Genomic DNA, 24,188 nt, shown 5'->3' with positions numbered 1-24,188 from the left:
GCGTCAGCCCGGGATGAGGCCCTGGTCGCCCAGCATCTCCCGGACCTCCTCGATCGAGGCGTCCGCGGGGGGAAGGATCAGCTCTGACGGCTCAAGGCTGTCGTCCGGCAGTGACTTGCCCACGTGGCGCACCTTGTCCAGCAGCGCGTGCAGCTTGACCCGGAACGCCTTCTCGTCGTCGGACTCGATGGCCGCCTCGAGTTCGGTGTCGAGATCGTTGAGCACGGAGATGTCGTCGGGCGAGATCTCGACCTGGCCCTCGCCCATGATGCGGATGATCATGCGCCCTCCCCAGGCTGACGGAACTGCTGCGTCTGCTGGTTCGGCTGGGCTTGCTGCTGCTGGGGCTGCTGCTGGGGCTGCCCCTGCTCGATCGCGCTCTTGGGCGCGGGGCCCTGGCCGAGCTCGGACTTCATCCGGGCCAGCTCCAGCTCCACGTCCATGCCGCCGCCCATGCGGTCGAGCTCGGCCTGAATGTCGTCGGTGCGGCTGCCGCTGTAGTCGTCGAGCGCGCCGCTGGCGAGCAGTTCGTCGATGGCGCCGGCGCGGGCCTGCATGTTGGCCGTCTTGTCCTCGGCGCGCTGGATCGCCAGGCCGACGTCCCCCATCTCCTCGGAGATGCCGGAGAAGGCCTCGTTGATGCGCGTCTGCGCCTCGGCCGCGGTGTAGGTGGCCTTGATCGTCTCCTTCTTGGTCCTGAAGGAGTCCACCTTGGCCTGCAGCCGCTGGGAAGCCGTGGTCAGCTTCTCCTCCTCGGCCTGCAGGTTGTCGTGCTGGATCTTCAGGTCGGCGATCTGCGTCTGCAGGTTGGAGCGCCGCTGCAGCGCCTCGCGCGCGAGGTCCTCACGGCCCACGGACAGCGCCTTGCGGCCCTGCTCCTCGTAGCGCTTGCCCTGCTGCTCAAGACCATTGATCTGCAGCTCTACGCGTTTGCGAGAGGTGGCGACGTCCGCCACTCCACGACGCACCTTCTGCAGCAGCTCAAGCTGCCGCTGGTAGGAGTAGTCGAGGGTCTCGCGTGGATCCTCCATTTTGTCCAGGGCCTTGTTGGCCTTGGACTTGAAGATCATCGAAAGTCTCTTCATCACGCTCATGCGCGTCGGCCGTCCCCTTCTTAGGTCATGCTGTGTTTCACCCAGTGCAGCCCAGCCGCCTTGGGATTACCCTACGCATAACGCACGTGGGCGTCACTAAGTTGCACTACAGGTAGGGTTGAGGTCGTGTTGCGACGCCGTTCCCAAACCTCCGTGGACGACACCCCCGTCCCCATTGACGATCCTAAGCCCCAGGGTAAGGGTCGTCCCACTCCCAAGCGCAGAGACGCCGAGAGCAGACGGCGCCAGCCCGTCAGCGCTCCCAAGGACCGCAAAGAGGCCTACCGCTCGATGCGCGCCAAGCAGGCCGCCGAGCGGGACCGGGCCCGCAGGGGCATGCTCGCCGGTGACGAGCGCTACTTCCCCGCTCGGGACAAGGGCCCGGCGCGCAAGTTCGCCCGTGACTGGGTGGACTCGCGGCGCCTGCCGAGCCAGTACTTCCTGCCCTTCTCGCTGCTGATCCTGGTGGCCACCTGGGTCCCGTGGCCGCCGGCCATCCGCGTCCAGGTGCTCAACGGCGTGATCGTGTTCGGCTGGCCGGTCATGATGGTCGGCGTGCTGTTCACCTCCATCTACGTCGCCTGGAAGATCAAGAGGGAGGTGGCGGCGAAGATGCCCGACGAGAGCCTCAAGGGCGTGGGCTTCTACGCCGCGATGCGCGCCCTGCAGATCCGCAAGCTGCGCTTCCCGCCGCCTTCGGTGCTGCCGGGCGGCAAGCCGGTGCCCCAGAAGAAGTAGGCCGGGAGGCCGTCACCGGCCGGGCGATCGCCCGCCGGTGCGTTCGACGCGTCCCAGCACACTGAGCTCGACGGTGGATCGTCCGCCGTCGAGCTTTTCGCTATGCGGACGATCTCCACAAGCGGAACACCGGTCCCCGGAAGACCAGATAGGCCTCTAAGGTCGGATGTATGGAATTCCGTCACCTCGGCCGCAGCGGTCTCATGGTCAGCGAGATCAGCTACGGCAACTGGCTCACTCACGGCTCCCAGGTCGAGGAGGACGCCGCCAAGCAGTGCGTGCAGGCGGCTCTCGACGAGGGCATCACCACCTTCGACACCGCCGATGTCTACGCGGGCACCAAGGCGGAAGAGGTGCTCGGCCGGGCGCTCCAGGGCGTCCGGCGGGAGTCACTGGAGATCTTCACCAAGGTCTACTGGCCGACCGGCGCGGGCCCCAACGACCACGGTCTGTCGCGCAAGCACATCACCGAGTCCATCAACGGCTCCCTGCGCCGCCTGCGCACCGACTACGTCGACCTCTACCAGGCGCACCGCTACGACGCCGCGACGCCCCTGGAGGAGACGCTCAAGACCTTCGACGACCTGGTCCGCCAGGGCAAGGTGCTGTACGTCGGCGTGAGCGAGTGGCGGGCCGACCAGATCGCCCAGGCGCTGAAGATCGCCGACGAGATGGGCTTCGACCGCATCGTGTCCAACCAGCCTCAATACTCCATGCTGTGGCGGGTCATCGAGGGCGAGGTCGTGCCGCTGAGCGAGCGTGAAGGGCTCGGCCAGATCGTCTTCTCACCGATCGCGCAGGGCGTGCTCACCGGGAAGTACCTGCCCGGCCAGGCCCCGCCCCAGGGCTCCCGGGCGACCGACGAGCTCGGCGGCGCCGAGACGATCGCCCGCTTCATGTCGGACGAGGTGCTGTCCCGGGTGCAGCGGCTCAAGCCCATCGCCGACGACCTGGGCCTGTCCATGGCGCAGCTCGCCGTCGCCTGGGTCCTGCAGAACCCGAACGTCTCCAGCGCCATCGTCGGCGCCTCCCGGCCCGAGCAGGTGCGCGACAACGTCAAGGCCGCGGGCGTCAAGCTCGACGCCGAGGTGCTGCGCCGCATCGACGAGGTGATCGACCCGATCGTGGAGCGCGACCCCGCCAAGACCGCGACCCCGCCCAAGCGCGCCTGACCGTCCCCCGGCAGCGGAGAACCCCTTGAGCGTCACGCTCAAGGGGTTCTCGCGCGTCTCATTCCGGCCGCAAGGACAATCCTGTGTATTCGACCCGCTCCTCGTCGAGCAGCGCCACCCGTTCAACACCGGCTTCGAGCAGCTCACTCCAGTTTTCGCCGATCCAGGACTCCGCGTCGGCCTGGCTCGGGAAAACCTCTCGCGGCAAAGGCGGATCCGTCACCTCACCACCGGCTGCATTCTCATAACGCCACCGCCATGTCATGCCATACGCTCCTTTTTCCGCGGGCTCCCCGGCGCACCCTCTCGGGGCCCCTGGAACCGTCCACCCTGCCAAGGATCTCAGTGATTCGCCCCGCGTGGGCTGACACGCGTGGCCGAACGACCGCCGCACGATGTCCGGCGGCCGCCCGCCGCACCGCTCCGGCCGAGGTTGTTTGTACGCTCGGCGCGGTGAACGTGCTTCTCACCGGTACGGCGGCCGGCACGGGCTGGCCCGAGCCTGGTTGCCCCTGCGCCTCCTGTGCCGTCCGCGACGGGGAAGGCCCCGGGCGGCGGCCGTTCGGGGTGGTCGTCGACGACGTGGTGCCCTTCCCGTTCGACGACCTGCCGGAGGGCTACGCGACGCATGCCGGCGGTTTGGGGCTGACCGCTCCCGACGGGTCCCGCCTGCTGTACGCGCCGGCGGGGTCGCGGCCGCCGACGGACGGTCCGGCCTATGACGTGGTGCTGATCGACCCGCTGGAGCGGCCCGAGCGGCTCGGGTCGTTGCGGCGGGCGGGGCTGGTGGACGAGCGCACCCACGTGGTCGCCGTGGGGCTGGACCACCGCGTCAGGTCCGAGGAGGAGCTGGCGAGGCGGCTGCGGATGTGGGGGGCGCGCGCCGTACCCGACGGGACCTCGCTCGACACGCGCCGCCCGGCGCCGAGCCCCGCCGGGCGCCCGCGGCGGGTGCTGCTGCTCGGCGGGTCCCGCTCCGGCAAGTCGGCCGAGGCCGAGCTGCGTCTGGCGGCCGAGCCGTACGTCACCTACGTCGCCACCGGGCCCGGCGGCGACGGGGACGCCGAGTGGGCGGCGCGGGTGCGCGCCCACCGGGAGCGCAGGCCCGCGCACTGGGCGACGGCGGAGACCACCGCCCTGGCCGAGACGATCGGCGCCGCCACGACGCCGCTGCTGATCGACGGCCTCGGCACCTGGCTGGCGGCGGTGTTCGACGAGCACGGCGCGTGGGAAGGCGATCGCGTCCCCGTCGAGGCGCGCTGCGACGAGCTCGTCCGGGCATGGCGGAGCGCGCCCGGCCACGTCGTGGCCGTCTCCGACGAGGCCGGCATGGGCGTGGTGCCCGCGACGGCCGCCGGCCGGTCGTTCAGAGACGCGCTCGGCAGGCTGAACGAGCGTCTCGCCGCCGAATCCGAGTATGTGGCCCTCGTGGTCGCCGGCCGCCCTGTGCGGCTCTGAGCGTCCGGCTCAGCCCCTAACCGCCCTGAGCGTACGACTCAGCCCCGTGCGGCTTTGAGCGTACGACTCAGCCCCGCCACGACGCCCAGCCGTCGAGCGGCCGGGCGGCCGGGGTGTGCGGGTGGGTCAGGAGCGGGCGGCGCGGGCGTACCAGCGGCCGTCCATGCGGTCGACCTGGAGCGGGAGGCCGAAGCAGTCGGACAGGTTGGCGGGGGTGAGCACCTCGGCCACCGGTCCGGCGGCGAGGACGCGGGCGTCGGACATGAGCATCGCGTGCGTGGTGGTCGCGGGCACCTCCTCCAGGTGGTGCGTCACCGTCACCGTGGTGAGCACGGGCCTGGTCTCGGCCAGGTTCTCGACGGCGGAGATGAGGTCCTCGCGAGCCGGCAGGTCGAGTCCGGCGAACGGCTCGTCCAGCAGCAGCACGGCAGGGTCGGCCATGAGCGCCCTGGCCACCCTGATCCGGGCGCGCTCGCCCTGGGAGCACACCCGGAAGGGCCGCTCGGCCAGGTCCTTGCAGCCGAGGTCGGCGAGCAGGCGCAGCGCCCGCTCCCGCTCGATCTCCCCGTATTTCTCCCAGATCGGAGCGCTCGTGGCGGTGTGCCCGGTGAGCACCACGGTGTGCGCTGTCGCCCCCTCCTCCTCCAGCAGTTCCTCGTCGATCAGGCGCTGGCTGGACGCGACCAGGCCGATGTGCCGGCGCAGCTCACGCATGTCGACGCGGCCGAGACGGTGGCCGAGCACGGTCACCGCCCCCACGGTGGGGTGGCGCACCGCGGCGGCCAGTGACAGCAGCGTTGTCTTGCCCGCGCCGTTCGGCCCGAGAACGGCCCAATGGTCGCCGTAGCCCACCCGCCAGTCGATCCCGTCCAGCAGCGTCTTGCCGACGACTCTGACCCCTACGCCTTCGAGTTCAAGCACGTGCATCCGGCCACCCTAGCGAGTCCGGGCGTATGCATCCGGCCACCGGGCGTGCCCGTAGGATCGACCGTTATGCAGCTTCCTGGGCGCTTGTTCGATCTGTTCGGTGAGCATGCTGTCTGGTCGGGCGACCACGAGGGCATGAGCGGCGAGACCCTCAGGGTCACCAGCCACACGGGCGCTTTCTTCGTCAAACAGGGCGCGGCGGCGGTCGCCGAGCACGAGCGGCTGCTGTGGCTCAAGCGCTGGGCGAGCGTGCCCGACATCGTGGCGTTCGAGGGGGACACGCTGGTGCTGGCCGACGCGGGCTGGCGCACCCTCGAACGCAGGACGACCGGCGACGCCGGGACCGTGATGGGGACCGTGCTGCGCGCCCTGCACGACGTGCCGGTGCCGGAGTGCCCGTTCGACGAGCGCCTGGACGTCAAGCTGGCCAGGGCCGCCGAGCGGGTCCGCGACGGGCTGGTGGACACCGCGGACTTCGACGACGACCACGCCGGGCTCACCCCCGAACAGATCCACCGAAGGCTCCTCACCGAGCGGCCCGCCGCCGAGGATGTGGTCGTCACGCACGGCGACTTCACCCCCGCCAACGTGCTGGCCTCCCCTTCCGGTGAGCCGGTCCTGCTGGACGTGGGCGCACTGGGCACGGCCGACCGCTACGTGGACCTGGCCGTGGCCCTGCGCGAACTCCCGGAATCCGCCGCAGCCGACTTCCTGACCGCCTACGGCCTGACCGAGCCCGACCAGCGCAAACTGGACTACTACCGCCTGCTGGACGAGCTGTTCTGATGGCTGCCGGGCGAGCCGTTCTGCGGCGTGCGGCGTCCGCGGCGCGCTGATGCACGGGGTGCGGTTGGCGGTCGGCACGCTGAGCGTGTGGCCGGTACGGGTGCAGCGGGTCGATCGCCGGGTCGCGGGGCAGGCCATGGCGCTGGCCCCCGTGGTGGGGCTGGTGCTCGGCGCGGTGGCGGCGCTCGCGCTGCTGGTGCCCGGACCGCCGCTGCTGGGCGCGGCCCTGGCCCTCGGCCTGCTGGCCGTGCTGACGCGAGGGCTGCACCTGGACGGCCTGGCGGACCTCGCCGACGGCCTGGGCAGCGGCAAACCCGCCCCCCAGGCGCTCGACATCATGAAAAAGTCGGACATCGGGCCGTTCGGCGTGATGACCCTGGTGTTCACGCTGCTCATCCAGGCCGCCGCCGTGTCCGAAGCGGGTCCCGCCGCACTGGTGACCGCGTGCGTGACCGGCCGGCTGGCCCTCGTCTGGGCCTGCCGGCACGGAGTCCCCGCCGCCCGCGAGGAAGGGCTCGGCGCGATGGTCGCGGGCACGGTACGGACACCCGCGGCCTGGCTCGTCACCCTGACCGCCCTCCTGGCGACCCTGGGCCTGGGCCTTGGCCTGACGACCTGGTCCGGAGCCTTCACAGCCCTGAACGCGCCCGAGGCCCTGAGGCCGTTCGAGACCCCGAACCCGCCCGAGGCCCTGAATCTGTCCGAGACCCTGAGCTGGGTGGTCCTGACGCCGTCCGTGTCCCTGCTCGCCGGCCTGGGCGCGGCTGCGCTGCTGCTTCGCCACGCCCGCAGGCGGCTCGGCGGGATCACCGGTGACGTCCTGGGCGCGCTGGTGGAGACGGCCACCGCGACCACGCTGGTGGTCTGGGCCGTGCTCGGCTGACCGGTGGAGCGCTTCCCGGCAGGGCCCGACCCATCGGCCGGCCTTGGGCCCTTGACCGGATCCGGCGCTCAGGAGACCGGCTGCGGAGTCCGTACAGGGAAGAACTTCAGCAGCAGCGCGCCGCACACCGCGAGCAGGATCCAGCCGACCACGCCGCCCAGGCCCGCCACCACCAGGTTCGGCGGTGCCGCGACGTCGCCGAGGAGCATGACGGCGGGGGCGACGGCGTTCAGGGAGGCGTGCGCCACGACGGCGGGCCACACGCTGCCCGAGCGCAGCCGCAGCCAGCCGAACACCACCCCGGCCAGCACGCAGAAGCCGGTGAAGTAGAGCGCGGCCCACGGCCCGAGGCCGGGGTAGTTGTAGCCGAGCAGCGTCAGCGGCGCGTGCCACAGACCCCAGATCGCGCCCGAGAGCAGCAGCCCGGCCACCACCCCGCGCGTGCCGGTGAGCCTGGGCAGCAGATAGCCGCGCCAGCCCCACTCCTCGCCCAGCGCCGGGATGGCGTTGAGCACCGGGCCGAGCAGCACGGCGACGACGACCTGCGTGACGGCGATCGGAGCGAGGCTCTCCGGCACGGACAGGCCCTGCGCGCGCAGTTGCGCCTGGAACAGGCTCATTCCGTCCAGGTCCACCCGCAGCACCCCCACCGCGGCGCTGACCGCTATCGCGAGCGCCACCAGCAGCGGTACGCCCAGCCACGCGGCGAGCACGAGCAGGGCCGTGCGCCCCTTGTGCCCGCCCAGGGTCAGCCCGGTCTCGCGCAACCACTGGCGGGCCGGCGTACGGGTGAACAGCCAGGCGGCGAGCACGCCCACGGTGGGGGTGAACATCATCAGCGAGGCCAGCAGCCCCGCCACCGGCGTGTTCAGCCCGTCGCCGAGCCACAGGGGCAGCGCCACGGCCCAGGACAGGCCGAAGGCGACGAGGAGAAAGGCGATCAGCGGCTTCACGCGGGGGTCCTCTCGGAGACGAGGGCGTTGATGAGGGAGGCGCCGCGCTCGGCGTCGTCGATGCTGATGGCCAGCTGCCCGCCGGAGCGGTAGCCGACGACCAGGCACTCGCCGCCGCGCAGCATGATGGTGGCGGCGCCGGGCAGGCCGCGCACGCCCCAGCCGCCCACCTGGCTCGGGCTTCTCTCCTCGGTCCAGGCTTTGTCGATCTTGGCGAGCCCGATCCTGCGCTTCGGCCAGCCGAGCGGGCCGAAACCGAGCACCAGGCCGTCGCCGGTGACGCGGGCGGTGAGCGACGAGGCGAACAGGCCGACCACCAGCACCACGCCGAGGGCGGGCAGCACGCCGGTGACCACGGGGCCGGTGGCGATTCCGGTGATCTCGAATGCGCCGAGCGCGAACAGGCCGAGGGCCGCCACGACGGTGATGGCCAGCGGCCAGGGGTTGCTGATCCGGCTGACCCAGACCGCGCGCCGGCCGGGCCCGAGCCTGAGCACCGGCGGCTCCTGGTCGGCCGGCCGCTCGTCGGGGGCGCCCCTGCCGAGGTAGCCGCCGAGCACCCCCACGGCCGTCGGCACGGCCACCAGGGCGAGGGGAGCCCAGAGCGGCAGGGCCGCTTCGGTCCAGGTCGCCACGTCGAGGTTGGCCAGCAGCGTCAGGCCGCCCAGGCCGAGCGCGAGCAGGCCGCCACCGGTGAGCCCCGCCCACCAGGAGGCGCGGGCGGACCTGCGGGACAGGCCGCGCGCCGCCGTGACGACCAGCGCCGGCCAGAGCACCGCCCACAACGCCACCGGCATGGCCACGGCGATCCCGAAGGACGCGGCGCGGTCGGCCGCCGAGCCCGGCCCCCAGTGCACGGCCAGCGGCTCCGGCAGCCGGTCGCGGAGCATCAGGGGCGCCGCGATCAGCACGGCCGTGACGACCGCCCCCCAGACGGCGGCGACGAGGGCCTTCCCTGGATCGGGTGCGCGGGTGGTCATGGGAACTCCTTCAAGATTGCGATGACGTCCTCGGCGCGGTAGCCGTACCGCCCGGCCTCTTCCAGGAGCGCGCGCGCCCGCTCGCGAATCAGGGCGCGCCCGTCGGCCTGGCGGGCGACGCTGACGCCGCGCCCCCGCCGGAACTCCAGCAGGCCCTCCTCCCGCAGCTCGCGCAGCGCGCGGAGCACGGTGTTGGAGTTGATGCCGAGCGCTTCGGCGAGGTCCCTGGCCGAGGGCAGCCGGTCGCCTTGCGTGTAGGAACCCTCGCCGATGGCGCGCCGGATCGCGCCCGCGACCTGCTCGTGCAGGGGGCGGGCGTCGTTGAGATCAAGGGTGAGCAACATGGTGCTAATGACACTAGCACCATGTCTTCATGAACGCTTGCCGATTATTGGTGGGATGAACCCCTGTTTGTGAGTACGGAGAAACCGTGGATAGCATCGGTTTACGTGACCACTGTGCGGCTGAACTCAGCAGATCCAGTCTCTCTCGACACCGATGCGCTCGTTGTCGCCTTCCAGCCCGGCGCCGACGGTCCGCGCCCCACCGTGAGCGCCGAAGCACTCGACGCCGCCTTCGGCGGCAAGCTCGCCACCTCGCTCACCTCCGTCGGGTTCACCGGCAAGGCCGGAGAGCTGGCCAAGCTGCCGACGTTCGGCGCCGTCACCGCGCCGGTGCTGGTCGCGGTGGGCCTGGGCGAGTCCGTGGACGCCGAGGGCCTGCGCCGGGCCGCGGGCGCGGCCGTCCGCTCCCTGGCGGGCACCTCGCGCGCCGCGCTCGCCCTGCCGGCCGGCTCCGCCGAAGAGGCCGAGGCCGTGGCGCTGGGCGCGCTGCTGGGCGCCTACGCCTTCGCCCGCTACCACACCGGCGACGACCAGAAGGCGCCGGTCGCCGAGCTCACCGTGCTCTCCGGCGTCGACGGCGGGGATGGCGTGGCCGAGCGCGCGGGCGTGCTGGCCGAGTCCGTCGCCCTGGTCCGCGACCTGGTCAACACGCCGCCGTCGCACCTGTGGCCCGCCAAGTTCGCCGAGATCGCCGAGCAGACCGGCGGCAAGGCCGGGCTGAGCGTCGAGGTGCTCGACGAGCAGCGCCTCAAGGAGGCCGGCTACGGCGGCATCGTCGGCGTCGGCCAGGGCTCGGTCAACCCGCCGCGCCTGGTCCGCCTCTCCTACACCCACCCCGACGCCGCCAAGACGCTGGCGTTCGTGGGCAAGGGCATCACGTTCGACTCGGGCGGCCTGTCCCTCAAGCCGTCGGCGTCGATGGACTGGATGAAGTCCGACATGGGCGGCGCGGGAGCAGTTTTCGGCTCGCTCGTCGGCATCGCCCGCCTCGGCGTCCCGGTCAACGTCGTCGGCTACCTCTGCCTGGCGGAGAACCTGCCGAGCGGCACCGCCCAGCGCCCCTCCGACGTCATCCACAGCTACAGCGGCAAGACCGTCGAGGTGCTCGACACCGACGCCGAGGGCCGCCTGGTCCTCATGGACGGCATCGCCCGCGCCGCCGAGGACCACCCCGACCTGATCGTCGACGTGGCCACCCTCACCGGCGCCCAGATCGTCGCGCTCGGCTGGCGCACGGCCGGCGTCATGGCCAACGACGACGCCGTGCGCGACCTGGTCGTCGAGGCGGCCGGCGCCGCCGGTGAGGGCGCCTGGGGCATGCCGCTGCCCGAGGAGCTGCGCAAGGGCCTCGACTCCCCCGTCGCCGACATCGCCAACCTCCAGCCGGAGCGCTGGGGCAGCATGCTGGCCGCGGGCATCTTCCTCAAGGAGTTCGTGCCCGACGGGGTCCGCTGGGCGCACATCGACATGGCCGGACCCGCCTTCAACAAGGGCGAGCCGCACGGCTACACCCCCAAGGGCGGCACCGGCGCCATCACCCGGACCCTCATCGGACTCGCCGAGCGGCACGCGAGCATCTGAAACAAATGAAAAGATGACGGCATCACGAACACCCCGACAAGGAGCCATCCTGTGGCCTACGACATCGTCGTCCTAGGTGGCGGCAGCGGCGGTTACGCCTGCGCGCTACGCGCGGCCGAGCTGGGCATGACGGTCGTCCTGATCGAGAAGGACAAGATCGGCGGCACCTGCCTCCACAGGGGATGCATCCCCACCAAGGCCCTGCTGCACTCCGCCGAGATCGCCGACGAGACGCGGGAGAGCGCGTCGTTCGGCGTCAAGGCGCGCTTCGACGGCATCGACGTCCCCGGCGTGCACGCCTTCAAGGACAAGATCGTCACCCGCGCCTGGAAGGGCGTGCAGGGGCTGCTGAAGGCCGCCGGCGTGACGGTGGTCGAGGGCGAGGGCCGCCTCGCGGGCGCGGGCCGCGTCCAGGTGGGCTCCGAGGTGTACGAAGGCCGCCACGTCGTGCTGGCCACCGGCTCGGCGCCCCGGTCGCTGCCCGGCCTCGACATCGACGGCCGCCGGGTCATCACCAGCGAGCACACGCTGACGATGGACCGGGTGCCCTCGTCGGTGATCGTGCTGGGCGGCGGCGTCATCGGCGTCGAGCTGGCCAGCGTCTACCGCTCCTTCGGCGCCGAGGTCACCATCGTCGAGGCGCTGCCGCACCTGCTGCCGGCCGAGGAGGAGTCCAGCTCCAAGCTGCTGGAGCGGGCCTTCCGCAGGCGCGGCATCAAGTACGAGCTCGGCGTCTTCTTCGACGGCGCCAAGACCACCGACACCGGTGTGATCGTCACCCTCGCCAACGGCAAGACGCTGGACGCCGAGCTCCTGCTCGTCGCGGTCGGCCGTGGCGCCGTCACCGCGGGCCTGGGCTTCGAGGAGGCCGGCGTGGTGATCGAGCGCGGCGCGGTCAGCGTCGACGAGCACTGCCGCACGGCCGTGCCCGGCGTCTACGCGATCGGCGACGTGATCGCCACCCCGCAGCTCGCGCACGCCGCCTTCGCCGAGGGCATCCTGGTGGCCGAGCACATCGCCGGCCTCAACCCGCCGCCCATCGACTACGCCGGCGTCCCGCGGATCACCTACTCCGACCCCGAGGTCGCCTCCGTCGGCCTCACGTCCGCGCAGGCCGCCGAGCGCGGCATCGAGATCGTCGAGCAGGTCTACGACCTCGCGGGCAACCCCAAGAGCCAGATCCTCGGCACCGCGGGCGCCGTCAAGGTGCTCGCGCGCAAGGACGGGCCGGTCGTCGGCGTCCACATGGTGGGCCGCCGGATCGGTGAACTCGTCACCGAGGGGCAGCTCATCTACAACTGGGAGGCGCTGCCCGCAGAGGTGGCGCAGCTCATCCACGCACATCCGACCCAATCCGAGGCGGTCGGTGAGGCGATGCTGGCTCTGGCCGGCAAGCCTCTGCACGTACACAACTAGTCCAGCCCTCGAGATCAGAACGCGAGAGAAGATAACGATGCCGGTCTCCGTACAGATGCCCCAGCTCGGCGAGAGCGTCACCGAGGGCACCGTCACCCGATGGCTGAAGAAGGAGGGCGAGCGCGTCGAGGCCGACGAGCCGCTCCTCGAAGTGTCGACCGACAAGGTCGACACCGAGATTCCGTCGCCTTCCGCGGGTGTCATCACCAAGATCGTCGTGGCTGAGGACGAGACCGTCGAGGTGGGCGCCGAGCTGGCGGTCATCGACGAGACCGGCCAGGGCGGCGGCGCCGCCCCGGCCGAGGAGGCCGCGCCCGCCGCACAGCCGGAGCCCGAGCCCGAGCCTGAGCCCGCCCCGGCACCCGCCTCCTCGATCCCGCAGCCGGCGCCCGCGCAGCCCGCCCCGGCTCCCCAGCCCGCGCAGCCCGCCCCCGCCCCCGCCCCCGCGCCGGCCCCGCAGGCTCCGGCTCCCGCCGCCGCCTCGTCCGTGCTGCCCACCTCCGGCGAGAGCCCCTACGTCACGCCTCTGGTGCGCAAGCTCGCCACCGAGCACGGCGTGGACCTCGAAGCGATCACCGGCACCGGCGTGGGCGGCCGGATCCGCAAGCAGGACGTGCTGGAGGCCGCCAAGAGCCGGCGTGAGCAGGCCGCCCCGGCGCCCGCCCCCGCCGCGGCTCAGGCCCCCGCCCAGGCCGCCCCGGCCGCTCAGGCCCCGGCCGCCGAGCCCGAGCCGGTCCAGGTCGACACCACGCTGCGTGGCCGCACCGAGAAGATGACCCGCCTGCGGCAGACGATCGCCAAGCGGATGGTGGAGTCGCTGCAGACGGCGGCCCAGCTCACCTCGGTGGTCGAGGTGGACGTCACCAAGATCGCGCGGCTGCGGGCGAAGGTGAAGGACGACTTCTTCCGCCGCGAGGGCGTCAAGCTGACCTTCACCCCGTTCTTCGCGCTGGCCACGGTCGAGGCGCTCAAGCAGCACCCCAAGCTGAACGCGACGATCAACAACGAGACCAACGAGGTGACCTACTTCGACGTCGAGAACCTCGGCGTCGCGGTCGACACCGAGCGCGGCCTGCTCGCGGCCGTGGTCAAGGACGCCGGTGACCTCAACCTCGCCGGTCTGGCCCGCAAGGTCACGGATCTGGCCGAGCGCACCCGCGCCAACAAGGTGACGCCCGACGAGATCACCGGGGGCACGTTCACGCTGACCAACACCGGCAGCCGCGGCGCCCTGTTCGACACGCCGATCCTCAACCAGCCGCAGGTCGGCATGCTCGGCACCGGCGCCGTCGTCAAGCGTCCCGTGGTGGTCGACACCCCTGAGGGCGAGGTCATCGCGGTCCGTTCGATGGTCTACCTCGCGCTGACGTACGACCACCGCCTGGTGGACGGCGCCGACGCGGCCAGGTTCCTGACCACGATCAAGCGCCGCCTGGAGGAGGGCCGCTTCGAGGCCCAGCTGGGTCTGGCGTAGCGGGGTCCCGCCCACGCGGCGGGACAGGTGAGCCGAGGGGCCGGGTGCGCGGACTGCCGCGTCCCCGGCCCTTGGCCTTCCGCGGCGTAGGGTGGTCCGCATGACGATCATCGTGACGGGGGCGTCGGGGCTGCTGGGCACGCCTCTGGTCGCCGCGCTGCGGGGCGCGGGCGAGCGGGTGGTCACCTTGGTCCGGCGCGAGCCGCGAGGCGGCGACGAGGCGTTCTGGCAGCCCGCTGAGGGGGTGCTGGACCCGGCGGTGCTGGCGGGCGCGCGCGCCGTCGTGCACCTGGCGGGGGCGCCGATCGCCGGGCGGCGCTGGAGCGCGGCCTACAAGAGCGAGCTCGTCCGCAGCCGCGTCGAGGGCACCCGGCTGCTGGTCGGCGCGCTGGGGCGGCTGTCGCAGCGGCCCGAGGTGCTGGTGTCCGCCTCCGGCATCGACTTCTACGGCGACACCGGTGACCGGGTGATCGACGAGAGCGCGGGCAAGGGCAGCGGGTTCCTGCCCGATCTGTGCGAGCGGTGGGAGGCCGAGGCCAGGGCGGCCGGCGAGCTCGGCATGCGCACCGCGCAGCTGCGGACCGGGCTGGTGCTCAGCGGACGCGACGGGGCGCTCGGCAAGATGCTGCCCATCTTCAGGATCGGGCTCGGCGCGCCGCTGGGCACGGGCAGGCAGTACTGGTCGTGGATCTCCGACCAGGACTGGCTGGCCGCGACCCTGCGCATCCTCGACACTCCCGGGCTCTCCGGGCCGGTCAACCTCACCTCCCCCACCCCGGTCACCAACGCCGAGTTCACCAGGGAGCTCGGGGCGGCGCTGCGCAGGCCCACCATGCCGGTGCCGGTTCCGGGGTTCGCGCTCACCCTCGGGGTCGGTGACTTCGCCAAGGAGTTGCTGTCCGGGCACCGGATCCTGCCTGCGAAGTTGACTGACAGCGGCTTCGTCTTCACCCATACCAGTCTCGGCGAAGCGCTGCGCGCCGTACTCTAGTGTGCTGTTCGTCCTTCGCTCGGGAGACTTCGGGGAGATACCGGATATGACCAGGTCAGGGCAGTCACACATCCTTGCCATCGGGGGCGGATCGTTCCGGCAGACCGAGCGCTTCGGCTTCATCGAGGCCAGCCCGCTGCTGCGCTACGGCCTTGACCTGACCGGTCAGGACCGCCCCAAACTCGGCCTGCTCGCCACCGCGACGGGCGACAGCTCCGAGTGGCTGCTCAAGATGTACGGCGCGTTCGCCGGCTGGGACGTGGAGCTGAGCCATCTGACCGTGTTCCCCATGCCCAACGTCGACGATCCGCGGGCGTGGATCCTGGAGCAGGACATGATCTACGTCAGCGGCGGCAGCGTCGCCAACCTGATGGCGCTGTGGCGGCTGCACGGCCTCGACGAGGTCTTCGACGAGGCGTGGCGGGCCGGGGTGGTGCTGTCGGGGCAGAGCGCGGGCGCGCTGTGCTGGCACGTAGGCGGCAACACCGACTCCTTCGGCCCCCGGTTGCGGGCGTGGTCCGACGGGCTCGGCCTGCTGCCCTACTCGTGCGGGGTGCACTACAACGCCGACCCGCAGCGCCGGCCGCTGCTGCAGGCGTCGGTCGCCAGCGGTGAGCTGCCCGGGGGTTACGCCGCCGACGAGGGCGTGGCGCTGCACTATGTCGGCACCGAGTTCATCCAGGCCGTGACCGCCGATCCCGACGGTTACGCCTACCGGCTGGAGCACGACGGGGCCGGCGGGACCAAGGAGTTCAGAATCGAACCTCGCCTGCTGACATCCTGAATTACCCTACAAGGGTGAGGGAACGGCACAATGGACACATGCGCCCCACCCATGGGGTCGATCCCCACGCACTCGCCGTCGTCCGCCTAGGCGTCGACGTCCCCTACGAGCAGGCCTGGTCGCTGCAGCGCTGGGTGCACGGCAAGCGCGTCGCGAGCGAGCTCCCCGACACGCTGCTGGTGCTGGAGCACGCCCCCGTCTACACGGCGGGCAAGCGCGCCGCCCCGCACGAGCGGCCCACGGACGGCACGCCGGTGGTCGACGTGGACCGGGGCGGCCGGGTCACCTGGCACGGTCCCGGCCAGCTCGTCGGCTACCCGATCGTGGCCATCACCGACGTGGTCGACTACATCTGCCGACTCGAAGAGATGATGATCCAGGTGTGCGCCGACTTCGGCGTCACGGCGCGGCGCGTCCGCGGCCGGGCGGGGGTGTGGGCCGTGGGCGACAGCAGTCTCGGCCTGCCGGACCGGCAGCTCGGCACGGTGGGCATCCGCCTGGTGAAGGGCGTCACCATGCACGGTTTCGCGCTCAACTGCGCGAACGATCCGCGGTGGTTCAACCGGATCATCCCGTGCGGCCTGCCCGATGTGGGCGTCTCCTCGCTCTCCGCGGAGACCGGCCGCCGAATCGTGGTCGAGGAGGTCATGCCGATCGCCGAGAAGCGGCTGGCCGAGGCCCTCGGCAGGGAGCCGTTCGAGCTGCACGAAGAGGATCTGCTGCGCCGCTGACCGGACGCGCGGTGGTCCTCGACGGGGCATCTGGCCTACGATCGGGCTGTGAAGCGGATCACAGCGGTGGCCATCGCGCTCGTCGTGCACGCGCTGACCCTCGCCTTCGTCGTGCTCGGCGCCTGGACCATCGTGGTCAACTCCGCGTTCGTCTTCGCCTGGCTGATCGGCGGCGGGCTGATCGGGATCGGCTGGCTGCTGCGGCCGCGCCTGGGCCAGGTGCCCGCCGACGCCGAGGTGCTCGACCGCCCCGCCGCCACCGAGCTGTACGGCACCGCCGAGCGGGTCGCCGACCGGATGGGGATCGCGCGGCCGAAGAAGATCGCCGTCCAGGACCTGGTGCCGGCCACCGTCTACCAGCGGGTCGGCCCGCTCAGGACGCCCGTGCTGGTGATCGGCCTGCCGCTGTGGCTGGCGCTGCCGCCCCACCGGCGGGTGACCCTGCTGGCCCTGGCCTACGCCCGCGGCGTCACCGGCGACGACGTCATCGTGGCGAGCGCGCTGTCCACCCTGGGCGAGTGGCGCGGGGCCCTGCTGGGCTCGGGGCCGCTGAAGGCGCGCGAGGAGGCCCAGAACAAGATCACCGCCTCGCTGGGCGCGCTGGACGGCCCCGGCACCGGCTACGAGGTGGCGGGCACGTTCGGGCGGATGATCGGCCGGGTGCTGGGCGCCCCGGTGCTGCTGCTGGAGCGCGGCCTGACCCGGCTGACGCGCTCGGGCGACGGTCCGCGGCGCGAGCGGATGCTGACGCTGGCGCGGCGGGTGGTGCCGGCCGAGGACCTGGCCGAGCTCGAAGAGGTCATGGCGAGCACCGGCTACCTGGCGCCCATGCAGGCGGCCGTGCTGCGCGGCGAGAGCGTACCGGCGATCAGGCAGGGTGCGCTGGCCCGCTTCGAGCGGGCCGCGCCGAGCGTCTTCGGCTCCCCCACCGCGACGCTGCTCGGCTCCGCCGAGTCCGACCGCATCGACGACGAGCTGCTCCAGCACTACACCCGGGCGGTGCGGGGCTTCGGCCTCATCACCTGAAGGCCCCCTCGGAACGGTCATGCCGGGCGAGACGTAAGGTGGGACGGTGACCGTTGCTCCTGAAGGCCGTAAGCTCCTCCGCCTGGAGGTGCGTAACGCCGAGACCCCTATCGAGCGCAAGCCCCCGTGGATCAAGACCAAGCTGAAGACGGGCCCCGAATACACCGAGCTGAAATCGCTGGTGCGCCGGGAGGGCCTGCACACGGTCTGTGAAGAGGCGGGCTGTCCCAATATCTACGAGTGCTGGGAAGACCGCGAGGCCACCTTCCTCATCGGCGGCGACCAGTGCACGCGCCGCTGCGACTTCTGCCAGATCGACACCGGCAAGCCCAAGGAGTACGACCGGGACGAGCCGCGCCGGGTGGCGGAGTCGGTCCAGCAGATGGGCCTGCGCTACGCGACCGTGACCGGTGTGGCGCGCGACGACCTGCCCGACGGCGGCGCCTGGCTCTACGCCGAGACCGCCCGCCAGATCCACGCGCTGCTGCCCGGCTGCGGCGTCGAGCTGCTGGTGCCGGACTTCAACGGCGACCGTGACCAGCTGGAGGAGGTCTTCTCCAGCAAGCCCGAGGTGTTCGCGCACAACGTCGAGACGGTGCCGCGCATCTTCAAGCGCATCCGGCCCGCCTTCCGCTACGACCGCTCCCTGGGCGTCATCACGACGGCGCGCGAGGCGGGGCTGGTCACCAAGTCCAACCTCATCCTCGGCATGGGCGAGACCCGCGAGGAGGTGTCCGAGGCGATGCGCGACCTGCACGCCGCGGGCACCGACCTGCTGACGATCACCCAATACCTGCGGCCGACCCCGCGCCACCACCCGGTGGAGCGCTGGGTCAAGCCGGAGGAGTTCGTCGAGCTGCAGGCCGAGGCGGAGGCCATCGGCTTCGCCGGGGTGCTGTCCGGCCCGCTGGTCCGCTCCTCCTACCGGGCGGGCAAGCTCTACCAGCAGGCCATCGCGGCCCGCCAGACGGCCTGACCCAGCCGTACGGTCCCGGGCATATGCCCGGGACACGGTTATTTGGTTAGCATGACCCGAATGGCCATGCTGATCCGTGCTCGCGATGTGCCGCCCGCACAGCGGCACGACGCCTGGCGGAGCTTTGTGTGCGACACCCTGGGCCCGCTCGATGTGCGGATCGACCCGGACGCGCCGCTGCGCGGCGAGATCGAGGCCGGTCGGCTCGGCGCCGTGGGCGTCGGCCGGGTGCGCACCTCCACGCCGCACAGCGTGCACCGTACGCCCGGCCTGATCCGCCGCGACAGCCCCGAGCTCTACCGGGGGGTGCTGGCCCTGTCGGGCAGCCCGATGCTGGCGCAGGACGGCAGAAGCGTCCGGCTCAACCGTGGCGAGCTGGTCATCTACGACTTCGCCCGGCCGTACGAGCTGGCCTACGACTCGGCCGTGGAACTCGCCGTTTTCAGCTTCCCCCACGACCTGCTGGCGCTGCCCGCCGGCGCGGCCTCGGCGATCACCGCGGTGCCGATCACGTCGGACGGCGGCGCGGGCGCGCTGGCCGCGCCGCTGCTGCGGCGGGTGGCGCTCGACCTCGACAGCTACCGGCCGGCCAGCGCCGCCCGCCTGTCCACCGTGGTGATGGATCTGGTGAGCGCCGCCGTCGCCGAGCGCCTCGACCAGCTCCCGGCGCTGTCCCCGCAGGCGCGGCAGCGGACGCTGGTGCTGAACGTGCACACCTTCATCGAGCGGCACCTGGGCGAGACCGACCTCGATCCCGCCGCCATCGCCGCCGCGCACCACATCTCCGTGCGCTACCTGCACCGGCTGTTCGAGTCGCGTGACACGACGGTGTCGGCGTGGATCCGGCACCGCCGTCTCGAACGCTGCCGCCAGGACCTGGCCGACCCGGCGCTGCGGTCCCAGCCGGTGAGCGCCATCGCGGCCAGGTGGGGGCTGCCGGACTCGGCCCACTTCAGCCGTCTGTTCCGGCGGGCGTATGGGCGGCCGCCGATCGAGTACCGCCGCGAGGCCGGCTGAGGCGGGTGCGCCCGTCGGGTGCCGCCGCCAGGCCGGCTGAGGCCAGTGCGCTCCTCGGGTGCCGCCGCCGAGCCGGCTGAGGCAGGTGTGCGCGCATCGTCAAGGCGCCGGGCGTCAGGATGCAAGACCGGCGGCGTCCCGATCAGCAGACTGGAGGCAGGTTCGCGAGCAGCGGACCGACCTGAGTCGGAAGGAACACACCATGCAGCTTTTCGTGAATCTGCCGGTCAAGGACCTGAGCCGGTCGAAGACGTTCTTCGGCGAGCTGGGGTTCGCCATGTTCGGCGCCGGCGAGGACATGGCGTCGGTGGTCGTCAACGACGGCGCCCAGGTCATGCTCCTGGCGGAGGAGACCTTCGCCGGGTACGCGGCCAAGGAGGTCGGTGACGCGACCAAGAGCACCGAGGCGATCCTCGTCGTCGGCGTCGAGAACGCCGCCCAGGTCGACGAGCTGACGGAGAAGGCGCTCGCGGCCGGCGCCACCCCGCTCGGCCCGCCCCGGCAGGACGCCTTCCGCTACCAGCGCGCCTTCGCCGACCTCGACGGCCACCACTGGGAGGTGCTGTGCCTGGTCCAGCCCGCGGGCTGAGATGTCCGGCGTCGACGCGGAAGGCAGGCACGGCATGGGGCTTCGGAGCGTCCCCGGGGTAGGTCCGGTGACCGGGACGGCGATCTCCGCCGACGGGACCCCCATCGTCTTCGACCGGCACGGTTCCGGGCCGGCGCTCGTCCTGGTGCACGGGGCCTTCACCGGCCGGGGGCACCCCACGCTCACCGGTGTGGCGACCGGGCTGGCGCCGTGGTTCACCGTGTTCGACTACGACCGGCGGGGCCGGGGCGCCAGCGGCGACACCGCGCCGTACGCGATGGAGCGGGAGATCGAGGACCTGGCCGCGGTGATGGCGGCCGCGGGCGGCGCTGCCATGGTCTTCGGCGGGTCCTCCGGCGGCGCGCTGGCGCTGGAGGCGGCCGCGCGGTTGCCCGAGGTCGTCAAGCTGGCGGTATGGGAACCGCCCTACCACGTCACCCCGGACGCCCCCGACCTACCGGATGACAGCCCCTACGCGTCCGGACTGTCGGGCGACTGCGCGGGCGACTTCGGTGCGCCGGGTGGCTTCGGTGCGCGACTGGCGCGGTTGGTGCGTGAGGGGCGGCGGGGGGCGGCCGTGGAGCTGTTCATGGTGGCGGCGGCGCAGGTGCCCGCCGAGCTGGTCGCGGACATGCGCGCGTCGCCCTCCTGGGCGGAGCTGGAGGCGCTGGCGCACACGCTGGCCTACGAGGCCGCCGTCATGGGGCCGGGCAGCGCGTTGCCCTCTCGGCGGCTCGCCGCCATCGACCGACCCGCGCTGGTGCTGAACGGCGAGCTCAGCCCGGCGTGGATGGCCGCGGCGGGCCGGGCCGTCGCCGCGGCCCTCCCCCGGGCGGCGCATCGCGTCCTGGAAGGCCAGGCGCACGGTGTGGCCGCCGGGGCGCTGGTGCCGGAGTTGCTGGAGTTCTTCGTCACCGGGTGACCGGGCCCCACCTGGCGGCTTCCGGGTGATCCGGCTCGCTCCAACCTGGCGGCTTCCGGGAGATTCTGACGGTCAAGGTCTGACAAAAGGGACGGGCGCCGCCGCTGAGCCATGACGCGTGCGGCGTCCGTACCCGAAAAGGGGTTTCGAACGCGTCTCAACGCGGAAGATCCGGCCACCGCGTTCTCGCACCTGTCCGGTTCGTTTGTATCCTTCCTTCCATGGCGAAGTCCGAGGATCCAGAGAAGCCGGGGCGCATCAAGCAGCTCCGTATGATCGCGAAGATCATCAAGCAGGCCAATCCCAAGGGAATGCCGATCGTCTTCCTTTCGGCGGTCGGCACGCTGGCTGTGATCGTCGTGATCGGTCTGGTCACGGACTATCTGTGGTATTCCGTGTTCCTGGGCATCCTGGCGGCCTTCACGGTCGGCCTCGTCGTGTTCGGGCAGCTCGCGCAGCGGGCCCAGTATTCGATCCTGCACGGCCAGACGGGCGCCGCGGCGGCGGTGCTGCAGGGCATGCGCGGCAACTGGCAGGTGACCCCCGCCATGGCGGTCAACCGTGACCAGGACCTGATCCACCTGGTGATCGGCCACCCGGGGGTCGTGCTGGTGTCGGAAGGGCCCGGCAACCGGGTGGCGAAGATGCTGGCGGCCGAGAAGAAGCGGGTCGCGCGGGTGGTGCTGGGCATCGAGATCTACGACATCCAGTGCGGTGACGGCGAGGGTCAGGTGCCGCTGGCCAAGCTGCAGCGGCACATCATGAAGCTGCCGCGCAACCTGAAGAAGCCCGCCATCAACGAGGTCAAGGACCGGCTGCGGTCCCTGCCGAAGAACATGCCGATGCCCAAGGGGCCGATGCCCAAGGGTGTGCGGATGCCGCGCGGCCCCAAGATGCGCTAGTGCCCTCCCCCGTGACGTCCACGTCCTCGCGGGCCAACCGCGGCTGGTGGGACGGCAACGCCGACGACTACCAGGTGGAGCACGGCGACTTCCTGCGGGACGCCGGCTTCGTCTGGTGCCCGGAGGGCGTGGACGAGGCCGACGCCCGCCTGCTCGGCGAGGTGCGCGGGCGGCGCGTCCTGGAGATCGGCTGCGGGGCGGCCCAGTGCGCGCGCTGGCTGGTCGCCCAGGGCGCCGAGGTCGCGGCCTTCGACCTGTCGCACCGGCAGTTGCTGCACGCCCGGCGCATCGACCTCGACAGCGGCGTGCGCGTTCCCGTGGTGCAGGCCGACGCCGAGGTGCTGCCGTTCGCCGGCGACGCCTTCGACCTGGCCTGTTCGGCGTTCGGCGCGCTGCCGTTCGTGGCCGACCCGGCGGCGGTCTTCCGGGAGGTGCGCCGGGTGCTCAGGCCGGGCGGCCGGTTCGTGTTCTCGGTCAGCCACCCGATCCGGTGGGCGTTCCCGGACGATCCGGGGCCGCGCGGGCTGACCTCCGACCGGTCCTACTTCGACCGCACCCCCTACGTCGAACGTGACGAGGACGGTACGCCCACCTACGTCGAGCACCATCGCACGATGGGCGACTGGGTGGGTCTGGTCGTCGCCTCCGGGCTGACCGTCACCGGCCTGCTGGAGCCCGAGTGGCCGCAGGGGCACGAGCGGGTGTGGGGCGGGTGGAGTCCGTTGCGCGGCAGGCACCTGCCGGGCACCGCCATCTTCACCTGCGCGAATACCTAGCGGCCATCGCGCCGAAGACCTCCCTGGGCTCCCAGTGGGTCTCGTCCAGCATCCTGACCACGCCGTAGGAGCCCAGGTCGGCGGCGCCGAGGCGGGTGTAGCCCGCGAAGGTGAACCACAAGGCCGTCTCGACGCCCTCCTCCTCGAAGAGGTCGATCAGCTCCTCCAGGTAGCGGACCTGCTCGCCCTCGTCGGGGACCGCGTCGCCGGGCACCAGCCAGGCCGAGCCGCCCTGCTCGGCCGCGCCCCGGTAGGGGCAGGTGCCGAACTCGGTGACGGCGACGGGCTTGCCATGCTTGAAGTGGGCGCGCAGCTCCTCGCGGAAGTGGCCGGCGTTGTAGGCGGCGCGGTAGGCGTCCACGCCTACCAGGTCGAACGGGGTCCAGTCGATGAACTCCCAGGGGCCGGCGGCGTAGGTGAGCCTGCCGTGGAACAGGGGCCTGATGGTCTCGGCCGTCTTCGCCAGGTGGGTGTCGAGGGTGGGCGTGATCTGGGGGATCGTGGTCTGCCACCAGTCGGCGTCCGCTGTGGCCATGGCCCGCATGCGCTCGCCGTACGTGGCGCCGGGGAGGAAGCCGTGGCAGAAGGCGCTGGTCTCGCAGCCGGCGACCAGGACCACTTCGGCACCGCTCGCGCGCAGGGTCTCGGCTCGGCGGGCCGACTCGGCGTACAGGTCGAGCGTGTCCTGGGGGTGGAGGTCGACGGGGAACGGCGCGAACCAGACCTCCAGGCCGGCGGCGGCCGCCTGCTCGGCGGCGACGGACAGGCGGGCGGGGTCGGCGCCGGAGACGCGGACGACCTGGCAGTGCAGGTCGTTGGCGATCACTCGCATCTCGCGGCGGACGGTCTCGGCGTCGAACGCTTTACGGCTGCGGTCCGGCTCGGGGAGGAAGCCGGTGTCGTAGTTGATCCCTTTTTTCACGATTTATCTCCATTTTTCGGCTTGAAGCCGTTTTCGAGGAGGTTGAAGGCGAGTTCGACGTCGGCCGTCCGGCGGCGGCCCGCCTCCTCCAGGGGCATCCCGGCGGCCAGACGGTGAAAGAACGCCTCCTGGACGGTGGTGAGCGTCGCGGTGATCTGACCGGCCATGATCCGCGCCGCCAATTCAGCCACCTCGCCACCCTCTGAATCGTCACCCGCTGGGGAGGCGCCCTTCGGGTCGTTCGGGGCAGCGCCCTCCGGGGCACTTGGGATGGCGCCCTCCGGGACCTGCCTGGAGGCGGCCTCCAGTGCGGCGGCCAGTTCGTAGCGCTGGCCCATGTGGGCCTGGTAGACGCCCGCCATGAGGGCCGGGGTCTCGGAGACCACGCGGACCTGGGTCAGCAGCCGCTGGACGTCGACGCCGTCGGCCCCCCGGGCCGCGACCGCGCGGTAGTGCTCGCGCAGCGCGTCGAGGGGCGACTGCCCCGGCCGTCGCGCGGCGACGATCCCGGCGGGGTCGTCCTGGATCCCGTCGAGGACGAGGCAGTCCTTGGTCGGGAAGTAACTGAACAGCGTCACCTTGGCCACGCCCGCGGCCTCGGCGATCTCATTGACCGTCACCGCGTCGTACCCACGCTCACCGAACAGCCGCAACGCCACCTCGGCGATGCGCAGCCGCGTCTGTTCCTTCTTACGCTGCCTGAGCCCTGCCATCATGACGGCAGCATAACCATACCGAGTTCAAAA

At 71.9% G+C, this 24,188-nt stretch carries 27 protein-coding genes; 18 read left to right on the top strand and 9 right to left on the bottom strand.

The window, feature by feature from the left end; genetic code table 11:
- Positions 1-3: 3 nt before the first annotated feature.
- Together pspAA and IEY87_RS35870 are read right to left on the bottom strand one after the other, a co-directional pair.
- Complete coding sequence (gene pspAA / locus IEY87_RS35875) at positions 4-282, bottom strand: PspA-associated protein PspAA (protein ID WP_189143282.1); 279 nt, start codon at positions 280-282, stop codon at positions 4-6.
- Complete coding sequence (locus tag IEY87_RS35870) at positions 279-1,070, bottom strand: PspA/IM30 family protein (RefSeq protein WP_229699434.1); 792 nt, start codon at positions 1,068-1,070, stop codon at positions 279-281. The genes pspAA and IEY87_RS35870 overlap by 4 nt, the downstream gene beginning before the upstream one ends.
- A gap of 177 nt (positions 1,071-1,247) precedes the next feature.
- Here IEY87_RS35870 and IEY87_RS35865 point away from each other — a divergent pair, with 177 nt between their 5' ends.
- Together IEY87_RS35865 and IEY87_RS35860 are read left to right on the top strand one after the other, a co-directional pair.
- Complete coding sequence (locus IEY87_RS35865) at positions 1,248-1,832, top strand: DUF3043 domain-containing protein (protein ID WP_225277985.1); 585 nt, start codon at positions 1,248-1,250, stop codon at positions 1,830-1,832.
- 170 nt (positions 1,833-2,002) lie between these two features.
- Positions 2,003-3,004, top strand: a complete 1,002-nt coding sequence (locus tag IEY87_RS35860; RefSeq protein ID WP_189143281.1) for an aldo/keto reductase family protein — start codon at positions 2,003-2,005, stop codon at positions 3,002-3,004.
- Positions 3,005-3,062: 58 nt separating this feature from the next.
- Here IEY87_RS35860 and IEY87_RS35855 read toward each other — a convergent pair whose 3' ends face one another.
- Positions 3,063-3,269 carry a hypothetical protein gene (locus IEY87_RS35855; protein ID WP_189143280.1) on the bottom strand — a complete coding sequence of 69 codons (207 nt, stop codon included), beginning with the start codon at positions 3,267-3,269 and terminating at the stop codon, positions 3,063-3,065.
- Between the two features lie 188 nt (positions 3,270-3,457).
- Between IEY87_RS35855 and IEY87_RS35850 the strand changes: the two genes are divergently transcribed.
- Positions 3,458-4,462, top strand: a complete 1,005-nt coding sequence (locus IEY87_RS35850) for a bifunctional adenosylcobinamide kinase/adenosylcobinamide-phosphate guanylyltransferase (RefSeq protein ID WP_189143279.1) — start codon at positions 3,458-3,460, stop codon at positions 4,460-4,462.
- A gap of 126 nt (positions 4,463-4,588) precedes the next feature.
- On the opposite strand, the gene IEY87_RS35845 is transcribed toward IEY87_RS35850, so the two are convergent.
- The gene (locus IEY87_RS35845; protein ID WP_189143278.1) at positions 4,589-5,389 is read right to left on the bottom strand and encodes an ABC transporter ATP-binding protein; all 801 of its coding nucleotides are present in this window, start codon (positions 5,387-5,389) and stop codon (positions 4,589-4,591) included.
- 66 nt (positions 5,390-5,455) lie between these two features.
- Here IEY87_RS35845 and IEY87_RS35840 point away from each other — a divergent pair, with 66 nt between their 5' ends.
- Both IEY87_RS35840 and IEY87_RS35835 read left to right on the top strand, forming a co-directional pair.
- Positions 5,456-6,175: an aminoglycoside 3'-phosphotransferase gene (locus IEY87_RS35840; protein ID WP_189143277.1), complete on the top strand. Its 720-nt coding sequence runs from the start codon at positions 5,456-5,458 to the stop codon at positions 6,173-6,175.
- A gap of 49 nt (positions 6,176-6,224) precedes the next feature.
- Positions 6,225-7,058: an adenosylcobinamide-GDP ribazoletransferase gene (locus IEY87_RS35835; protein WP_189143276.1), complete on the top strand. Its 834-nt coding sequence runs from the start codon at positions 6,225-6,227 to the stop codon at positions 7,056-7,058.
- Positions 7,059-7,126: 68 nt separating this feature from the next.
- Here IEY87_RS35835 and IEY87_RS35830 read toward each other — a convergent pair whose 3' ends face one another.
- The 3 genes from IEY87_RS35830 to IEY87_RS35820 are packed head-to-tail and all read right to left on the bottom strand — an operon-like array spanning position 7,127 to position 9,335.
- A complete protein-coding gene (locus IEY87_RS35830; RefSeq protein ID WP_189143275.1) occupies positions 7,127-8,011 on the bottom strand; it encodes a CPBP family intramembrane glutamic endopeptidase in 885 nt (294 codons plus the stop codon).
- Positions 8,008-8,991 carry a DUF1648 domain-containing protein gene (locus tag IEY87_RS35825; protein ID WP_189143274.1) on the bottom strand — a complete coding sequence of 328 codons (984 nt, stop codon included), beginning with the start codon at positions 8,989-8,991 and terminating at the stop codon, positions 8,008-8,010. Before IEY87_RS35825 ends, IEY87_RS35830 begins: the two co-directional genes overlap by 4 nt.
- Positions 8,988-9,335, bottom strand: a complete 348-nt coding sequence (locus IEY87_RS35820; protein WP_189143273.1) for a GntR family transcriptional regulator — start codon at positions 9,333-9,335, stop codon at positions 8,988-8,990. The genes IEY87_RS35825 and IEY87_RS35820 overlap by 4 nt, the downstream gene beginning before the upstream one ends.
- Positions 9,336-9,440: 105 nt before the next feature.
- Between IEY87_RS35820 and IEY87_RS35815 the strand changes: the two genes are divergently transcribed.
- From IEY87_RS35815 to IEY87_RS35755, 13 genes are all read left to right on the top strand, one after another.
- Positions 9,441-10,916, top strand: coding sequence for a leucyl aminopeptidase (locus IEY87_RS35815; RefSeq protein WP_189143272.1), 1,476 nt, complete (start codon positions 9,441-9,443; stop codon positions 10,914-10,916).
- Positions 10,917-10,967: 51 nt separating this feature from the next.
- Positions 10,968-12,332, top strand: a complete 1,365-nt coding sequence (gene lpdA, locus IEY87_RS35810) for a dihydrolipoyl dehydrogenase (RefSeq protein WP_189143271.1) — start codon at positions 10,968-10,970, stop codon at positions 12,330-12,332.
- A gap of 37 nt (positions 12,333-12,369) precedes the next feature.
- Positions 12,370-13,806, top strand: coding sequence for a 2-oxoglutarate dehydrogenase, E2 component, dihydrolipoamide succinyltransferase (gene sucB, locus IEY87_RS35805; protein ID WP_189143270.1), 1,437 nt, complete (start codon positions 12,370-12,372; stop codon positions 13,804-13,806).
- Positions 13,807-13,906: 100 nt separating this feature from the next.
- Positions 13,907-14,797, top strand: a complete 891-nt coding sequence (locus IEY87_RS35800) for a TIGR01777 family oxidoreductase (RefSeq protein ID WP_189143269.1) — start codon at positions 13,907-13,909, stop codon at positions 14,795-14,797.
- A 46-nt stretch (positions 14,798-14,843) separates the two neighbouring features.
- Positions 14,844-15,581, top strand: coding sequence for a Type 1 glutamine amidotransferase-like domain-containing protein (locus tag IEY87_RS35795; RefSeq protein ID WP_189143268.1), 738 nt, complete (start codon positions 14,844-14,846; stop codon positions 15,579-15,581).
- A gap of 38 nt (positions 15,582-15,619) precedes the next feature.
- A complete protein-coding gene (gene lipB, locus IEY87_RS35790; protein ID WP_189143267.1) occupies positions 15,620-16,312 on the top strand; it encodes a lipoyl(octanoyl) transferase LipB in 693 nt (230 codons plus the stop codon).
- A 48-nt stretch (positions 16,313-16,360) separates the two neighbouring features.
- Positions 16,361-17,338, top strand: a complete 978-nt coding sequence (locus IEY87_RS35785; protein ID WP_189143266.1) for a M48 family metalloprotease — start codon at positions 16,361-16,363, stop codon at positions 17,336-17,338.
- Between the two features lie 46 nt (positions 17,339-17,384).
- Positions 17,385-18,314: a lipoyl synthase gene (lipA, locus tag IEY87_RS35780; RefSeq protein WP_189143265.1), complete on the top strand. Its 930-nt coding sequence runs from the start codon at positions 17,385-17,387 to the stop codon at positions 18,312-18,314.
- A gap of 60 nt (positions 18,315-18,374) precedes the next feature.
- Entirely contained in the window at positions 18,375-19,331 is a 957-nt protein-coding gene (locus tag IEY87_RS35775; protein WP_189143264.1) for an AraC-like ligand-binding domain-containing protein, read from the top strand.
- A gap of 202 nt (positions 19,332-19,533) precedes the next feature.
- A complete protein-coding gene (locus IEY87_RS35770) occupies positions 19,534-19,920 on the top strand; it encodes a VOC family protein (RefSeq protein ID WP_189143263.1) in 387 nt (128 codons plus the stop codon).
- 67 nt (positions 19,921-19,987) lie between these two features.
- Positions 19,988-20,842: an alpha/beta fold hydrolase gene (locus tag IEY87_RS35765; protein WP_225277973.1), complete on the top strand. Its 855-nt coding sequence runs from the start codon at positions 19,988-19,990 to the stop codon at positions 20,840-20,842.
- Positions 20,843-21,063: 221 nt separating this feature from the next.
- Positions 21,064-21,744, top strand: a complete 681-nt coding sequence (locus IEY87_RS35760) for a DUF4191 domain-containing protein (RefSeq protein WP_189143261.1) — start codon at positions 21,064-21,066, stop codon at positions 21,742-21,744.
- Positions 21,745-21,755: 11 nt separating this feature from the next.
- Positions 21,756-22,520 (top strand): class I SAM-dependent methyltransferase, encoded by a 765-nt coding sequence (locus tag IEY87_RS35755; RefSeq protein ID WP_225277974.1) that lies wholly within the window; start codon positions 21,756-21,758, stop codon positions 22,518-22,520.
- On the opposite strand, the gene IEY87_RS35750 is transcribed toward IEY87_RS35755, so the two are convergent.
- Positions 22,501-23,442 (bottom strand): glycoside hydrolase family 113 protein, encoded by a 942-nt coding sequence (locus tag IEY87_RS35750; RefSeq protein ID WP_225277975.1) that lies wholly within the window; start codon positions 23,440-23,442, stop codon positions 22,501-22,503. The genes IEY87_RS35755 and IEY87_RS35750 overlap by 20 nt on opposite strands.
- Positions 23,439-24,158 (bottom strand): TetR/AcrR family transcriptional regulator, encoded by a 720-nt coding sequence (locus IEY87_RS35745; RefSeq protein WP_225277976.1) that lies wholly within the window; start codon positions 24,156-24,158, stop codon positions 23,439-23,441. Before IEY87_RS35745 ends, IEY87_RS35750 begins: the two co-directional genes overlap by 4 nt.
- Between the last annotated feature and the right edge of the window lie 30 nt (positions 24,159-24,188).

It is taken from the genome of Nonomuraea glycinis, from assembly GCF_014646515.1.
In the GTDB taxonomy this organism is placed as follows: domain Bacteria; phylum Actinomycetota; class Actinomycetes; order Streptosporangiales; family Streptosporangiaceae; genus Nonomuraea; species Nonomuraea glycinis.
Note: the sequence above shows the minus strand (reverse complement) of the source record. Positions and strands in the feature narration are given on the sequence as shown.

Bases quoted from the DNA above. Each gene is read 5' to 3' on its own strand.
- IEY87_RS35770 (WP_189143263.1), top strand. From the start codon at position 19,534: ATGCAGCTTTTCGTGAATCTGCCGGTCAAGGACCTGAGCCGGTCGAAG.
- pspAA (WP_189143282.1), bottom strand. From the start codon at position 282: ATGATCATCCGCATCATGGGCGAGGGCCAGGTCGAGATCTCGCCCGAC.
- IEY87_RS35760 (WP_189143261.1), top strand. From the start codon at position 21,064: ATGGCGAAGTCCGAGGATCCAGAGAAGCCGGGGCGCATCAAGCAGCTC.
- IEY87_RS35855 (WP_189143280.1), bottom strand. From the start codon at position 3,269: ATGACATGGCGGTGGCGTTATGAGAATGCAGCCGGTGGTGAGGTGACG.
- IEY87_RS35775 (WP_189143264.1), top strand. From the start codon at position 18,375: ATGGCCATGCTGATCCGTGCTCGCGATGTGCCGCCCGCACAGCGGCAC.
- IEY87_RS35795 (WP_189143268.1), top strand. From the start codon at position 14,844: ATGACCAGGTCAGGGCAGTCACACATCCTTGCCATCGGGGGCGGATCG.
- IEY87_RS35825 (WP_189143274.1), bottom strand. From the start codon at position 8,991: ATGACCACCCGCGCACCCGATCCAGGGAAGGCCCTCGTCGCCGCCGTC.
- lipB (WP_189143267.1), top strand. From the start codon at position 15,620: ATGCGCCCCACCCATGGGGTCGATCCCCACGCACTCGCCGTCGTCCGC.
- IEY87_RS35840 (WP_189143277.1), top strand. From the start codon at position 5,456: ATGCAGCTTCCTGGGCGCTTGTTCGATCTGTTCGGTGAGCATGCTGTC.
- IEY87_RS35800 (WP_189143269.1), top strand. From the start codon at position 13,907: ATGACGATCATCGTGACGGGGGCGTCGGGGCTGCTGGGCACGCCTCTG.
- IEY87_RS35745 (WP_225277976.1), bottom strand. From the start codon at position 24,158: ATGATGGCAGGGCTCAGGCAGCGTAAGAAGGAACAGACGCGGCTGCGC.
- IEY87_RS35870 (WP_229699434.1), bottom strand. From the start codon at position 1,070: ATGATCTTCAAGTCCAAGGCCAACAAGGCCCTGGACAAAATGGAGGAT.
- sucB (WP_189143270.1), top strand. From the start codon at position 12,370: ATGCCGGTCTCCGTACAGATGCCCCAGCTCGGCGAGAGCGTCACCGAG.
- IEY87_RS35845 (WP_189143278.1), bottom strand. From the start codon at position 5,389: ATGCACGTGCTTGAACTCGAAGGCGTAGGGGTCAGAGTCGTCGGCAAG.
- IEY87_RS35835 (WP_189143276.1), top strand. From the start codon at position 6,225: ATGCACGGGGTGCGGTTGGCGGTCGGCACGCTGAGCGTGTGGCCGGTA.
- IEY87_RS35860 (WP_189143281.1), top strand. From the start codon at position 2,003: ATGGAATTCCGTCACCTCGGCCGCAGCGGTCTCATGGTCAGCGAGATC.
- IEY87_RS35820 (WP_189143273.1), bottom strand. From the start codon at position 9,335: ATGTTGCTCACCCTTGATCTCAACGACGCCCGCCCCCTGCACGAGCAG.